Annotated in this window: 21 protein-coding genes; 11 read left to right on the top strand and 10 right to left on the bottom strand. The window is 64.3% G+C overall.

Annotation, left to right across the window (positions count from 1 at the left end; genetic code table 11):
* Position 1 precedes the first annotated feature (1 nt).
* From GQS65_RS15640 to GQS65_RS15600, 10 genes are all read right to left on the bottom strand, one after another.
* Complete coding sequence (locus GQS65_RS15640; RefSeq protein ID WP_233265155.1) at positions 2–3,055, bottom strand: LamG domain-containing protein; 3,054 nt, start codon at positions 3,053–3,055, stop codon at positions 2–4.
* On the bottom strand, positions 3,042–3,170 hold the full coding sequence (locus tag GQS65_RS21965; RefSeq protein ID WP_267902927.1) for a hypothetical protein: 129 nt from the start codon (positions 3,168–3,170) through the stop codon (positions 3,042–3,044). The genes GQS65_RS15640 and GQS65_RS21965 overlap by 14 nt, the downstream gene beginning before the upstream one ends.
* Entirely contained in the window at positions 3,167–3,439 is a 273-nt protein-coding gene (locus tag GQS65_RS15635) for a hypothetical protein (protein WP_158205566.1), read from the bottom strand. The genes GQS65_RS21965 and GQS65_RS15635 overlap by 4 nt, the downstream gene beginning before the upstream one ends.
* Positions 3,436–3,669, bottom strand: a complete 234-nt coding sequence (locus tag GQS65_RS15630) for a hypothetical protein (RefSeq protein WP_158205565.1) — start codon at positions 3,667–3,669, stop codon at positions 3,436–3,438. The genes GQS65_RS15635 and GQS65_RS15630 overlap by 4 nt, the downstream gene beginning before the upstream one ends.
* The gene (locus GQS65_RS15625) at positions 3,669–4,229 is read right to left on the bottom strand and encodes a hypothetical protein (protein ID WP_158205564.1); all 561 of its coding nucleotides are present in this window, start codon (positions 4,227–4,229) and stop codon (positions 3,669–3,671) included. Before GQS65_RS15625 ends, GQS65_RS15630 begins: the two co-directional genes overlap by 1 nt.
* Complete coding sequence (locus tag GQS65_RS15620) at positions 4,229–5,266, bottom strand: hypothetical protein (RefSeq protein ID WP_158205563.1); 1,038 nt, start codon at positions 5,264–5,266, stop codon at positions 4,229–4,231. Before GQS65_RS15620 ends, GQS65_RS15625 begins: the two co-directional genes overlap by 1 nt.
* A complete protein-coding gene (locus GQS65_RS15615) occupies positions 5,266–5,871 on the bottom strand; it encodes a hypothetical protein (RefSeq protein WP_158205562.1) in 606 nt (201 codons plus the stop codon). Before GQS65_RS15615 ends, GQS65_RS15620 begins: the two co-directional genes overlap by 1 nt.
* 16 nt (positions 5,872–5,887) lie before the next feature.
* Positions 5,888–6,205, bottom strand: coding sequence for a hypothetical protein (locus GQS65_RS15610; protein WP_158205561.1), 318 nt, complete (start codon positions 6,203–6,205; stop codon positions 5,888–5,890).
* The gene (locus tag GQS65_RS15605; RefSeq protein ID WP_158205560.1) at positions 6,206–6,664 is read right to left on the bottom strand and encodes a hypothetical protein; all 459 of its coding nucleotides are present in this window, start codon (positions 6,662–6,664) and stop codon (positions 6,206–6,208) included.
* A gap of 73 nt (positions 6,665–6,737) precedes the next feature.
* Positions 6,738–7,271: a hypothetical protein gene (locus tag GQS65_RS15600; protein ID WP_158205559.1), complete on the bottom strand. Its 534-nt coding sequence runs from the start codon at positions 7,269–7,271 to the stop codon at positions 6,738–6,740.
* A 191-nt stretch (positions 7,272–7,462) separates the two neighbouring features.
* Here GQS65_RS15600 and GQS65_RS15595 point away from each other — a divergent pair, with 191 nt between their 5' ends.
* The 11 genes from GQS65_RS15595 to GQS65_RS15545 form a co-directional block, all read left to right on the top strand.
* Positions 7,463–7,762, top strand: a complete 300-nt coding sequence (locus GQS65_RS15595; protein WP_158205558.1) for a hypothetical protein — start codon at positions 7,463–7,465, stop codon at positions 7,760–7,762.
* Positions 7,763–7,955: 193 nt separating this feature from the next.
* Entirely contained in the window at positions 7,956–8,525 is a 570-nt protein-coding gene (locus GQS65_RS15590) for a hypothetical protein (protein WP_158205557.1), read from the top strand.
* Positions 8,522–8,743: a hypothetical protein gene (locus GQS65_RS15585; protein ID WP_158205556.1), complete on the top strand. Its 222-nt coding sequence runs from the start codon at positions 8,522–8,524 to the stop codon at positions 8,741–8,743. The genes GQS65_RS15590 and GQS65_RS15585 overlap by 4 nt, the downstream gene beginning before the upstream one ends.
* Complete coding sequence (locus GQS65_RS15580) at positions 8,740–8,970, top strand: hypothetical protein (protein WP_158205555.1); 231 nt, start codon at positions 8,740–8,742, stop codon at positions 8,968–8,970. Before GQS65_RS15585 ends, GQS65_RS15580 begins: the two co-directional genes overlap by 4 nt.
* Positions 8,967–9,830, top strand: coding sequence for a hypothetical protein (locus tag GQS65_RS15575; protein WP_158205554.1), 864 nt, complete (start codon positions 8,967–8,969; stop codon positions 9,828–9,830). Before GQS65_RS15580 ends, GQS65_RS15575 begins: the two co-directional genes overlap by 4 nt.
* Before the next feature lie 112 nt (positions 9,831–9,942).
* Entirely contained in the window at positions 9,943–10,311 is a 369-nt protein-coding gene (locus GQS65_RS15570) for a hypothetical protein (protein ID WP_158205553.1), read from the top strand.
* Positions 10,312–10,385: 74 nt separating this feature from the next.
* A complete protein-coding gene (locus tag GQS65_RS15565) occupies positions 10,386–10,697 on the top strand; it encodes a helix-turn-helix transcriptional regulator (RefSeq protein WP_368280277.1) in 312 nt (103 codons plus the stop codon).
* A gap of 2 nt (positions 10,698–10,699) precedes the next feature.
* Positions 10,700–11,881 carry a glycosyltransferase gene (locus GQS65_RS15560; RefSeq protein ID WP_158205552.1) on the top strand — a complete coding sequence of 394 codons (1,182 nt, stop codon included), beginning with the start codon at positions 10,700–10,702 and terminating at the stop codon, positions 11,879–11,881.
* A complete protein-coding gene (locus GQS65_RS15555; RefSeq protein WP_158205551.1) occupies positions 11,878–12,066 on the top strand; it encodes a hypothetical protein in 189 nt (62 codons plus the stop codon). The genes GQS65_RS15560 and GQS65_RS15555 overlap by 4 nt, the downstream gene beginning before the upstream one ends.
* Positions 12,063–12,638, top strand: coding sequence for a hypothetical protein (locus GQS65_RS15550; RefSeq protein WP_158205550.1), 576 nt, complete (start codon positions 12,063–12,065; stop codon positions 12,636–12,638). The genes GQS65_RS15555 and GQS65_RS15550 overlap by 4 nt, the downstream gene beginning before the upstream one ends.
* A 394-nt stretch (positions 12,639–13,032) precedes the next feature.
* A partial coding sequence (locus tag GQS65_RS15545; RefSeq protein ID WP_158205549.1) for a site-specific integrase occupies positions 13,033–13,546 on the top strand: 514 nt, incomplete at its 3' end.

Here is a 13,546-nt window from a genome sequence, read left to right as displayed (position 1 = left end):
ATCACCGAGTAGCGTTCGCGATGACGGCGACGACGCCCGCGAGGGCGACGGCGATGCCAGGGGGATGGATCATACCGAGGACGCTCGCGAAGCCGGTCGCGGCCACCATCACGAGCGCGGCCGCTCGCGGGTCGACGATGACGACCAGGCCGGTGATGCAACAGATTCCGACCCACGTCAGCAACGAGAGGACCATCGGGTCCATCCCGAAGCGATGGGCGATTTCGCCGGCCTCACCAGCGTACTTCGTCGCCTCGTAGGCTTGGGTGTCTCCGCGGTCGGCGCTCACCTCGACGACGTAGCTGACGTCCTCGGGCGCGTCGGCGGGGATGCTGTGGGTGGCGACGAAGTACCCGAACGGTCCGCTCACCGTTGACTCCGGCACGAGGACGTTCGACTCGTTGCCCCGTTCGTGGACGGAATAGGTGAGTGAGTCTGTGGCGTCGGCTCCGTCCCAGTAGAGGACGCGCACCACGCGTGCCTCCTCGCCGTTGGTCATCGTGACGGTCTCGATGCGAGTCTGGGTCACCGCCGCAGAGTCGTTGTACGCGTCGGCGTCACCGCGGAGGGTGACTCGCCCGATCGGGAGCGGCGCGGCGGCCGGCCCGTTCGGGACGTACGTACCCAAGACGCGGACCTCGCCCTGCTCGTTGCGCACGCGGAGTCGGTAGACCTGGTCGTTCTGAAGCGTGGTCTGGAAGCTGGCCGTCGCCCCGAGGTTCCCGCCAGCGATGGTCTTGAACTCGGTTGTGCCGGACTGGTTGATCGCCCGATCGACGTAGAGTGTGGTCTCGGCGCTGGGGAACCGTCCCGTCGAGTCGTCGAGGCCGAACGTGATGGGCGAGGCGTCGACACTCGTGTTCAGCAAATAGAGGCTCTCTTGGTCGTAAATGGACTCGATGACCGCTCGCCGGAAGTAGTAGTCCTCGCTCTGCGCGGTGACGACGAACTCTTGGCCGACGGGGAGCCCAACGAGGTCGATGGTCCCGTCGCTCACGTTTCGCTCGTAGACGCGCTCCTCGCCGTCCTGGTAGAACTTCAGGCCGACGTTGACGCCCGTGAGCACCTGATCACCATCGGTCGCCGACCGAATCGTCAGTTCGGAGGGGACGGCAAACGACGCGGTCGCCGATGTCGTGATGTGACCCTGTTCGTCAGTGACGCGGACGAACCAGGTGTGCTCGCCCGCGCTAATGGACTGTGGCTGGTAGGTTGCCGGTGGGCCTTCGTACGACGCGGATGTCTCCCCGACTTTCTCGCCGTCGACGAACCATTCGAGCGTCAGCTGTTCGTCGATGCCGGGGTTCGAGAAGTCCTCGTCGGAGACGCTCGCGGAGAGCACTGGCGACTCTGACAGTGCCGTCTCTGTCGAGTTCGGCGAGAGACTCTCCGACGATACGCTCGGATCATAGCTCTGTGCGCGGACACCCTCGCCCTGGATTCTACTGAGCGCCGATGGGCCGGTCGCCTCGACCTCGACGTCCAACGTCACCGTTGAGGAATCGGACTCCGCCCAGGTGAGCGAGTAGTTGCCCGATGACGAGTACGTCGCCTGATTGAGAACCGTCCCGGCCCCGTCGCGCCACGTGACAGTCGCCTCGGCGTTTTCGAGATTCAAGTCGACGTACCCGCCGATACTGTTCTGGACAGAGTGCTCTGCCGAGTAGCTGGACGTCTCGGGCAGTTGCTCGGTTGGGTGGTCAGATAGATACGCAACCTCCGTATCAGTGAGTCCCTCCGAGTAAACACGGAGGTCGTAGAGGGTCGCGTCGAGTTGATACCCGACGGAGAGTGACTCAGTGCCGGCGTCTCCGACGTACTCCATCGCCGTTGAGGAGATGAGCGTCCCGTCCTGGTATATCCGAACAGTCGATCCGTCGTACGTAATCGCGATCTGTGTCTTCTGGTCGAAGCCGAACCCGTTCAACGAGGCCGTCTTGAACTGCCCTGAGTCATCTTCGAACCGGATTTTGATGTCGTCATCGGTGACGGTATAGACCCTGATGAAGCCGTTGGGTGTGTTCTCCTGAAAAATCGAGCCGGTGTCTCCGGTCCCTGAGGAGTCGCTTCGAGCATCGATTTCGAAGACGTAGGAAAAGGTCTGACTCGTCCGGTCGTGGTCGGGAATCGAGACCTCGTCTCCCTCGACACTGAAGTCCAGACCGCTGTCACCTGCTGTCTCTGTCCACGACGCCCCTTCGACCGACCCGTCGACGCCGGCATCACCATAGGCAGTCGTACCGTCGCCGGCTTCGAACGCCCAGCGGTTCATCGCTCGTGGCGTGAGCCTGGCCTCTCGGAAGTCCGAGAGACGCGCGACGAGGCCAGGAGAGAGTACCTCTGAGTAGAGCCGGACCTCGTCTATTTCACCAACGAACGGGCGTTCGAACCCGTCTGGCCCCTGTCCGATGACCAGTTGGCCGGCGAGGTCGTTCGACGTAGAAATGACGGTACGCTCTCCATCGAGATAGACGGTCGTGTGGGTCCCGTTCGCCGCGATAGAGACACTATGCACCGTATTCTCGGACACCGGTCCGATTTCGTACCAGGTGTCACTCGGACGGACCCAGAACGAGTCCTGATAGACGCGTGTTTCGAAGCCGCCGTCTTTGTCTGCGACGGTCTTGCCCAGCGACGACGTATCGCTGGTCTGGAAGCGGAACGAGAGAGTGTAGCTTGAGAAACTTCCGAAGGTGGGCGTGACGACACGGTCATCACCATCGAACGAGAGGCGAGTACTACCGCCTTCTCGCTCCCACGTCGCAGTCGAGACCGACGTGTCGTAGTCGTTGGCGTGGTCGTAGACGGTGCTACCTCCGCCTGCGCTGAATCCGTAGCGGAAGATGATCGAGTCTCGATACTCGTCGTGTCCAACGAAGCCAGCCTCGTTGTCTCGGGCAACCTGAGCGTTAGTGAGAGATCCGTCGGAAAGTTCACTGGCACTGGTGTTCGCACTCGCAAGCACGCCGTGGCTCGCCTCCACCGGAGCGACAGAAACCACCAGAAGTGACGCTACGAGCGCGAATGCGATGATGAGTCGCCTACTCCGCGTCATCGTTCTCGCCCTCCAGCGCTGCGCGAACCTCCTTGTCGAGGACGTCGCGGACGGTCAGCTCGTCGGGCGCGACGTCAAGCCACTTAGCGCCCGAGCGCTGCTCGTCGGCGCTCATCGGCGTCCCCGTGAGACGATGGCCCGCTGCTTCCGTTCGCTCTGTGTCCCGCCGTAGATTAGCCAGATGGTCGTCCCGAGTTCCAGGATGAGCATCGCGACCGGCGGCAGTGTCTCGGCCGGTCCGAGCACGGGCGAGAACGGCCCCTGATACTGCGGCTGGCTCGCCCAGTCGATGAACGGGAGACCCACTCTGAAATAGACGAACGCGCCGACGGTGAGCGCCAGCGTGACGACGAACCAGACCTGGAGGCGCTTCGCGAACGTCATGCGCTCACCCGTGATTCGACGACTGCCGAGTGGATGAGCCCGACCGCGACCGCCAGGATGGCGACGACGAGCCAGTTCGCCGTGACCGCTTCGAGGCCCATCCGGAGCGGGTGGCCGACCGATCGCGGGCCCATGAGGTCGAAGAACGGGCCGGTCGCCACCTTCAGAATCGCCCCCAGAAGCGCCGCAAGGAGGATGTTCGGTCCTGCACGGAGGAACGCGGCGAACATCAGTCGCCGGCCTCCGTCTCCGTGGGCTGGTGCGGCCGAAGCCACCTGATTAATCGGCTCGCGAACTGCTCGACGTCGTCGCCGAACCCAGCCAGCAGCGCGAGAACAGCGAAGGAACCAGTCAGATACCGGTAGACCACACGTGCCTGCTCGGTCTCGAAGCCAGTTCGGAGGATGTTCTCGACGAGGAAGGCCGCAATGAGGAGGCCGAACACTCGCCGCGTCCATCGAGTGAGGACGGGCATGTCCTCGTTGAGCCGCTCGATAGCTCGGACCGCGATGTAACTCGCAACGAAGACGCCGAACATCGGGAGTGTCGACGCGAGTGCCGCCATCTGCTCGTAGGCTTCGAGCCCGATGTAGCCCTCTTCGTAGAGCAACGACGGGAAGACGCCGACAACCAGGACGACGATGGTGAACCCACACATCCCCGAAAGGAGCAGGGCGTTGCGCATCATGCTCCTCCACCACGAGCTCCCGCCGTCCTCGTCGAGGTCCGCTTCGTCGCGGACGTGAGCACGGTCGTCGACGGCCGACTCTGGGATGGGAGGACTGACCATCAGAACCACCCGCCGAAGCCGAGCATCCCTGGCACGACGCCGCCGACGGCGTCGGCCGCACCACCGCCGCCACCGCCGAGCAGCGCACCCAGCAGGACGTCTCCGACCGACGCGACCGCACCGAGGGCCGCCACGATGAGCAGCACCTTGATGATGAACGCCTTCATCTGCTCGGGGTTCATGCCGACGAGCTTCCCGCGCTCCTCGGCCATCTTCAGCTTCTCCTGGCTCGTCGAGTCGCGGTCGGTGTCCTTGTAATGACGGAAGGACATCGCCGCGCCGTTGAAGCCCTCGTTCGACCCGAGGTCGATGAGCGTGTCCTCGAAGATCGGGCTCGACGTCGGGTTGAAGTCCGTCCAGACGTCGGCGTTCGTCCCGCCATCGGTGACGGCCGCGCCCGCACCTGCACCGCCCGCTTGCGGGTAGGTGATTTCGGCGGTGAACTCACCGTGGTCGACGCGGTAGAGGTCGCGCATGTTGCCCTTGTCGATCGCGTCGGTCACGCGAGCGTCGAGCCACGTCCCGATGGAGTCGGCGTCGTCGTCGAGCATCACGACCGGCGTCCGGCCGATGAACGTGACGGCGTTCCCCTGCGCGGAAGCCTCCCACGCACGGTCACCGCCCTTCTCCTTCCAACCCGGCTCCTCGCCGATTTCACCGAGCTTCTGGCAGTGACGAACCGGGACGAGTTCGACGTTCCCGCTAGGCAGGTGGTTCAGCCCGATGGCGTCACTCCCCGACTGCTTGTGGAGTTGCCAGAGCCCGCCGACGACGAGTCGCTTCCAGATCTTCTTGCCCCACGACCGCCGGAACAGCACCTTCGCGAACGCGCCGACCGTCGCCGCGAGCGCTCGTCCCGTCCAGATGACCGGCTGGGCGGCCAGCTCGCCCCACGCCTCACCGCGCTCTTCGGGCGCCGGGGCCGCCTGATCGGGGCCTCGCGTGTGTCGTTCGTAGAGGTAGCTCCCACCGATGACGAGGACGCCGACCGCCAGCACCAGCCCAGCGAGGGCGGTCGTGGAGAGTCCCAGTATCATCAGTTGAACACCCCCGCGACCCGCTCACGGTAACTCTTCGAGGAGTCCTCACGCCGCCCGACGGTCCGGTTCTCGGTCGTCGCGGTACCGACGACGTCCGTCCCCTTGCCCTCCGCCGAGAGCGACTGGAGCAAGGTTCTGATGTCGTAGGCGTCGCGCAGGACGCGCTTCTTCGCGGGTGTGATCGGGGCACGGTAGTCGGGGTTGTCCGTCGGGTCGGGGTACTCGGCGGTGCCGGTGATGCCCTGGGCGAGCGCGTTCAGCTTCGGGTGCTGACGGAGGCATCGGCCGGGCGTTCGCTCGGCGATGGCTCGGTCGACGGCGTTCGGGTTCAGAAGCTCCTGACGCCGAGGGTAATCGGCGTCCATGTTGCCCTTGATGAGCGCTTTCGAGAACGCTGGGCCGTACTCGTCGGTGACCCAGTCGTGGACATCGCTCTCGTCGACGTTCGGGTCGCCGAGTTTATCGAGGAACTCGGGATTCTGGAGGATCTCCTGAAGTTGGTCTTGCTGGACGCGAGCGGCCGCCTGTGCGGTGGCCGCGGAGGCGGAGTTCGCGCGCTGGTCGGCGATACGCTGGTCGTACGATGGTTCTTGCTGTGACATATGAATCGTGAATCTGTTATCGTGGGGTGTCGGTCAGGTGCGGTTCGACGGTGTCGTCCTGCGGTGGATAGTGGCCGAAGTAGTGGAGGAACGCCGCGAGGACGCTCAGCGCGGTCATGCCGAACATGACCCACTGGAGCGACGGAATCTCGATGGGAGCGGTCGTCCCGGCCTCGAGCGAGCGGACCTCCAGGTCGCCGGCGGTCGTGCCGAGCCACGCCCAGAGAATCGTCGAGAGCAGCGTCGTCAGGAACAGACGTTTCTCGACGAACAGCCAGCAGAGCGTGAACAGCAGAGCGACGGCCGCGACGGCTAGCCAGACGCGCCAGAGCATCTACCAGCCACCTCCGCCGCCGTATGCGAGGAGTGCGACGAAGCCGACACAGACCAGTAGGAGGAGGACGGCGACGAAGCCGCCGAGATTCCCGACGAGGCCGACGATGGACGTCGTGTTCTCGTCGTGGAATTGGTAGGCGAACGCGACCTGTGCGTCCGCACCGGCGTCGGCTTGGGTCTGGCTCGACGAGAGCCAGGTGACCGTGCCGTTCTGGGCGTCGAAGCGGTAGTCCGTGCCCTCCTGGTAGGTGGTCCCGTTGACGGTGACCGTCTCGTTGTTCTCGAACGCGTACGCCGACGGTGAGGGGCTGAGCGTCTCACTGTCGCCGGCGTCGACGGTCAACGTCTGGGTCGCGGTGGTCGTCTCTGCGGCGTTCGCCGTCCCGAGGTTCAGCGCTGGCGCTCCGACGACCAGCAGGATGGCGACGACTCCGATAATCCAAGGGTTGCCCTTCATGTATGGGGTGGGGTGGAATAATGAGGTCCGGCGTTACGGCCCCGGACGAGCCCGATGGTGGTGAGCGCCTGCTCTACCAGCCACCGCCCATGAAGCCCATGACGCGCGAGGCCGAGACGACGAGCAGCCCGATGACCAGGAGGCTCATCGCGGCGACACCGGTCGTCCCGAGCGAGTCGATGACCGGCGCGAACGGACCCGAGGAGTTGGCGATGGTTCCGATTCCCAGAACCTCGTTGACGACGACGACCGTCACGGCGATGCCGACGACGGACGCGCCGATGAGGCGCACGGTGCCCATGATGCCCATCTCCGCGTCGGGCTCATCGAGCGTGTTCGCACCGACGAGATTGGCGCGCTCGTTGTACGCCCGCACGATGCGCTGAGCACGCTTTTTGAACGCGATTTTCTCGCGCAGCGTCGCGAGCAGTCCGTCGGACTCCTCGTCGGCCTCGGCTTCGAGAACTGCTTCGAGGTCACCGAGGTCGACCGAGCGCTCAGGCTCGTAGTCGTCCTCGACGTCGAGGTCGTCGGCAGTGATCGTCTGTGCTTCCTCAGTCGTCGGCTCCATGCCGACCGTTTTCGTTACCTGCTTGGCTTCCGCCATGTCACTGGAGCGGCACTCCATTGGTAAAGCCGTTCTGTGGATATTTTGTACCTACACGCCTCCTAACGCCTGATTTGTTGATGGGCTGTACCACCAGTGTATCAACATCCGCGCGGTGAGAACCGGATTGTCTTTTTCGTGAACCGTTATTTGACACAACGACCTTACCTGTATCATTCTGCGAGTGTCACATGGCAGTGACTGATTCGGGGACGCCCGACGACGGCGACTCCGGACGTAACAAGACGACACAACAGACCGGGTCGGAGCTGGAAGCTGACCTTCGGACGCCGATTCGAGCCCACGGGAGCGTTCAGTTGGGCAAAAACAACGAGACGGGAACGGTCTCCATGCCGAAAGACATCCTTCGGAGCGAAGACATCCCGCTTGACGACGACGCCAGTGAACGCCCCGAGATTCCCGTGTTCCACCACGCCGGTCGTGGCCTGCTCATCTACGATCTTCGCGGTGACTTCAGCGAGGGGCGATGAGTTCGAGTCCGACTACCACGGCTCAGCTCGCCGACTCGATGCGCGGATGTGGGGCCTGTCGCCTGGCCGAGGAGGACGGAATGGAGGCCATGGTCGAGTTGGTCATCGGGAGGCGCGACCCGCGGGAGTGGTTCTGCGTCCATCACCTAAGACAGTGGGACGACTGGCTCAAAACAGAGGTGCGCTCGCTCCGATGAGTTCTCAGCACGAGGAATCCTCGGACCCGCGTCCCAAGCGCATCATCTACGAGGCCAGAGAAGAAGTCCAGCGCGTCCGTAACCAGTTCTGGCGAGAGTCCGTCCATCTAGGCCGGCCTCGCCCGTCGACGAAGCGCGAGCTCGCCACGGTCGCGATTCAGTTCTACGATGTGTTGTCCGAACACTCCGATGAGAAGGCGGTCACCGACGAGTGGACCGAGGCCATCGACGTGCTGCGCGAATCCCTCGACTCGACGACGACCGTCGCCGTGGAAGCGCCCGGCGACACTACGGCGATGCGCCACGTCGAGCGCCCGGCCATCACCCAACTCTCGGCGAACACTATCGTCTCGGTCACGAAGCAACTCGACCGCTGTGCGAAGGCGCTTGGGTTCGGCGCGCAGATTCGTGACCCCACCCACCACGACGAGGCGACCCTCGAACACCTCGAACAGTTCACGATGCAACGCGGCCAGGCGACCGCGATGGACCACGCGGGCGTCAGGGTCCAGGAGGAAGCCGAAGAGGAGACCGAGTCGGGCGGACCGACGGTGATGGACGAATGAGCCTCGCCGCAGACATGGACTACCCAATTGGCTCGTCCGCTATCGTCCTGGCGGGCTTCATGTTTGGGTCGGTCTTCGTGACCGACGCCGTCCAGTCTCTTGGTGGCAGCATGCTCCACGCGGCGGCTGGCGGATTCGTAATCGGGTTCGCAACAATGGCCATCATCATCGTACTCTGGGCACGACAGGGTGCTCTTGGCACAGGAGGGTCGCGATGACCTCGTTCGGGAGAGGCCGAGGGCGACTGCTCGCCGGTCTCGCCTTCGGCTTCATCGCGTTCGGGTCGGTTCTTCTGGCAACTGCTCTCGTCGAGACAATCGGGGGCGGCACGTTCCTCGCGGTCGTTCTCGGACTCTGGGTCGCGGAACTACTCAACCATGTCTTGGAACGGCTGAAGCGCAGCACTGAGCCAGTTTCACCGGCGGCCACTGGAGGCCCCAGATGAGTGCAGCGGACGCCGGCCAGCCGTGGACGACCGACCGTCACACGCAGAGCAACGACGGCCGGTGGGAACTGACCGGCCCGTTCTGGCAGAAGGTAGCGAAACGGAAAGCGCAGGACCGCGACGCGAAGATCATCGTCACGGCCGACCACGGCCAGACTGGCGTCGGGAAGTCCTCGCTCGCCGTCTTTCTCGCGGTCGCGCTCGACACCTCACCGGAGGGATTCGACGCACGCGAGAAGGCGACGCTGGACGTCCCGCACTTCCTCAGCCTCTACGACACCGCGTCGAAAGGTTCCTCGTTGATTCTCGACGAGGCCGAGCAGATCGACGCTCGCCGGTCGAACTCACACGAGAACGTCGACGCCGCATTCGTCTGGCAAACCCGGCGCGTCAACCAGATGGTCGGCATCCTCACGCTGCCCGACCCGAGCGTCATCGACACGCGGATGGAGAAGCTCGCGGACTTCTGGATCAACGTTGAGGCCCGCGGTGTGGCGCGCATCTACGAGAAGCGCATCCACCGCATCAAGCAGACGGTCTACTACAAGACGCTCCAGACGCTGAAGTGGCCGAACATGGACAACCACCCCGACTACCGCACGCTCGCGGCGAAGAAGGAGGGGATGATCGACGACAAAGAGTCCGACGACAACTGGATGCGGAAGTCTAAGCACGACGAACTCATCGAGCAGGCGCGCAAGGAGGCCACCCGGAAGCAGCGCGATGAGCTCATCAAGAAGTTCGCCGCACTGAAAATCACCGACCTCAGCAACCAGCGTCCTGGTGGCCTGAAGTACAGCGACATCGGGAAGCCGTTCGGCCTATCCGGCCAGCGCATTGGCCAAATCGCCCGTTCCTGACCGATTTTCATCCATGCTCACAAAATCGCAACACTGCGGCGGTGCTCGGCCACGAAAACAATCGCTGAGGCTCTCATAATATATCTATATGTCTCTGTCTGGACCTGGAGAGTTGGATTTCCATCTTGACACGGGGGCACAGTGTGCTCGGTGGACCGTCGAGACCCTGGTTGGAGTTGGCCTCCTGGCGAGAGCGATTGCCCACTTCTTCGCAGTCGAGTTCATCGCTGACGTCCCACCGGATGAGTACGAGTGGGCGGTCGGGATCGAGTCCGACCTCGCGGTCCGTGATGCGGGACTCTCCCCTGACCAGGAGCTGTTCGTCCGACTATTCACGCTCTACGTCGGAGCACTCGCACTGTTCCTCCACGGGAGTGCGTTCGTCGACGTCGCGGGTGGGTCACCACTGCTCCTCACGTGGGCGTGCGCGAACTGGCTGGTGCTGGTGGTCGACCCCGTGCTCGGACTCCGCCGGTTCTGAACTCGGATTGGTCCAAAATCCAACCATCGTTTGCCGCAGAACGTTTTTATTGACAGTTCCGAGAGAGACTCACGATGACGAAGATGAACCAACTCACCGGGTTCCAGCGGGACCTCCTGTGGACCGTCGCAGACATCCAGCCAGCCATCGGCCAGGAGATCAAACGCGAACTCGAAGAGGAAGGCTACGAGGTCGTCACCCATGGCCGGTTCTACCCGAACATGGACGAACTCGTCTCGGCCGGCCTCGTCGAGAAGCACGTCCAGGTGCCCGACCTGCGCACCAACACCTACACGCTCACCGACGAGGGCCACCGCGTCCTCGAGGAGCGCAAGCGCTGGGAGGCCGACCGCGCGAACCCGCCGGCGCAGGTTACGGCCGACTGAACATGAGCGGCCCCACTGATGGACAGCCCTCCGACCACCTCTCGTTTTCCGACCAGCGTATCGCCGTCTGTCACGGTCACCTGCTGGGCCGCGGCGGGGCCGAGGTGCGCGCCGAAGCGCTCTGCCGAGTGCTCGACGCACCACTGTTCGCCGGGTTCGGCTCTACCGAGTACGTCAGCGACGACGTCGACGTCCATCTGGTGTTCGAGGACTCCCCACTGGCCTCCGCGCTGCGCGGCTCGAAGATCGTCCGTGACATCACGGAGGTCCTGAACTGGCCCGGCGTCGCCGAGCTCCGCGAGTTCGACGTGCTGGTGTTCTCCGGCGAGGGAGCGACGTGGTTCCCGCCAGCGGTCGACCAGGCGGTCGTCCGTGTCCAGGGCGGGCTCGACCACGCTGCGTACGGCCGAGCAGACGAGTTCACCGGCCTGAAGTCCCGCGTGATGGGCGCGTTCCGTCGACTCACGCTCCCGACGACGACACCATTCGCCGACGTCTGGATAACGCCGAGTTCCTGGACGGCCGCCGAGTGCCGGCGTTATCTCGGCGAGTCCCCCGAGGTAATCTGCCCGCCGCCGATCGAGGTCGAGCCGTTCGTCGACGACGTCCGACCGCACCACGAACGCGATGACTACCTCCTCACGATGTCCCGACTGGTCGGCCAGAAGCACGTCGACGAAGTCATCGAGGCGTGTGCGGCGACCGATCATCGCCTCGTCGTCGCCGGCGACGGCCCCGACCGTGAGCGCCTGGAGGCGATGGCCGGCGACGACGTCGAGTTCGTCGGCTGGGTCGACGGCGAGGAGAAACACGACCTGCTCCGCAGCGCCGAGGCGTTCGTCTTCGCGGGCGCACACGAGGCGTTCGGGATGGTCACGGCAGAGGCGATGGCCGCCGGCACACCGGTCCTCGCCGTTGAGTCCGGCCACACCCAGCGGCAGATCCCCCGAGAGTGCGGACACCTCGCTCCCCGTGGGGCGCTCGTCGAGGCGCTCGAACGCTTCGATCGCAATGGCGTCGAGGCTGACGCCGAGACCATCCACCACCACGCGAAACAAAGCTTCGGCACCGAGCGCTTCGAGCGACAGGTCCGAAAGGCCGTTCGGTTGGCGGTCAATCGCACCAATGTCGACAGGGAGACGCTGGTCCGACAGACCGGTCGAGAGTCGACCGCTCGGACGTGACGTCGACCCGCACCCACGCGCTGGCGGCGATGTTCGGTGTTTCCTTCTCGATGCTTATCGTCAGTGGAGCAGCGGTCGTCGACGTGCCTCCCGGGGATGCACTCGCGGTTGTGCTCGTCGTGGGTGGTGGGCTGTTCTACGCGGTCCAGTTCGCTGAACTCGCGGTCCACTACTGGGTTCGATGATGCTCCTCGAACTCTACGCGCCGATGCTGCTCGCCTGCCTGAGCGTGTGGGCGCTCCACCTCCGCCGATTCGACTACCAGTTGAACTCGATCGGGACGTTTCGCCGCGTGTTCAACGAGCCAGTTCGTGACGCCGACGAGCGCTGCGCGGACTGCCACGAACGGTTCGACGAGGGTGAGCGCCGAACCTGGGGCCGGGAGGCCGTCCTGTTCGGAATGATTGTCGGGCGGGACCAGGACGGCGAGCGCTACTACTGCCGACGCCACGCCGACGTCGACGTTCAGCTCGCACTGGAAGACGAACCAGAACCATCGCGATGGACGGAGCTCCGAGCCGACGTTCTCGCGTTCATCGCCATCGTCGTCGAGGCAATCGACGATTCACTCGCAGAGGTGGAGTCCGACGACCCGTTCTCCGACGTCGCATCCGGGGTTCAGAGGACGATTTCCGCGTCCTTCTGCCTCCTGTTCGTCGCGTGCCTGGTTATCGTCGCCTCGGCGGCCACTCGGAGCCTCCAGCATTCGATGCCTGGAAGCGCCGATACCCGAACGCTGGAGCTGATAGAGGAGTGACCGACACCCCTCGCACCGAGTGAACCCAGTCGGTCGATATGTATAACTGGAAACCACTTGTCACGACCGTCGAACACCCAGATAGCACGAGATGGCACTCGAACGTACTGCCCTGCGACAGGCCCTGGTCGGATTAATCGACTCGGCGTGACCACTTTATGAGTCCACCTGCTCCCATCGGTCCCCGCTGATTTTTCGGCCCTCTCCCCGCCGGTCGCCACCCGCGACCGGCGACTGTCTGTCACGACGCTCGACCTCGACCGACGAGCGTCCGTCACCCCATGCACGACTTTTGGGTGAAGTCGTGTGCGAATCCGGGCTTCGACCCCCGAACCGACCCCTCCGTTCGGGGTGACCGCATCACTTTTGCCGGTGTTGTCCTGTGAAGACACGCATGGTCCGCGTCGACGATTCCGAGACCCGACCGAAGTGCTGGCTCACCCAGCGAGAGCTCGACCAACTCGAACGAGCGGCCGGTCGCGATGGCTGGGAGCGCGAGGTCGCTATCCAGTTGATGGCCCGCTCGGGACTGCGAGCCAGTGAGGTGAACTACCCCGGCGACGACGAGTTGTGGTGGTCCGACGACGGCGACTGCTGGCGCGTCGAGGTCAGGGGAAAGAACACGAAGGGTGGCGAGAAGACGATGCGCGACGCGTGGCTCCCTGACGACGTCGCCGACGACCTCCGGAAGTTCTCGCGCGAGCGCGACCTCGCGACGACCGACCCGTGGATCGACGCGTCGACGGACTCGATCCGCCGCTGGGTCCGGGAGGCGCGGGAAGTCCTCGTCGAGGAGACCGGCGACGAGCGCTGGACGCTGGTGTCGGCGCACGACCTCCGGCGCAGCTGGGCGACGTACCACCTGGTCGAACGCGACGTCGGCGTCCGAACGATGATGTCCATCGGCG

The sequence above is a fragment of the Halomarina oriensis genome, assembly GCF_009791395.1.
GTDB lineage: Archaea > Halobacteriota > Halobacteria > Halobacteriales > Haloarculaceae > Halomarina > Halomarina oriensis.
This window is presented reverse-complemented; position numbering and strand designations above follow the sequence as displayed.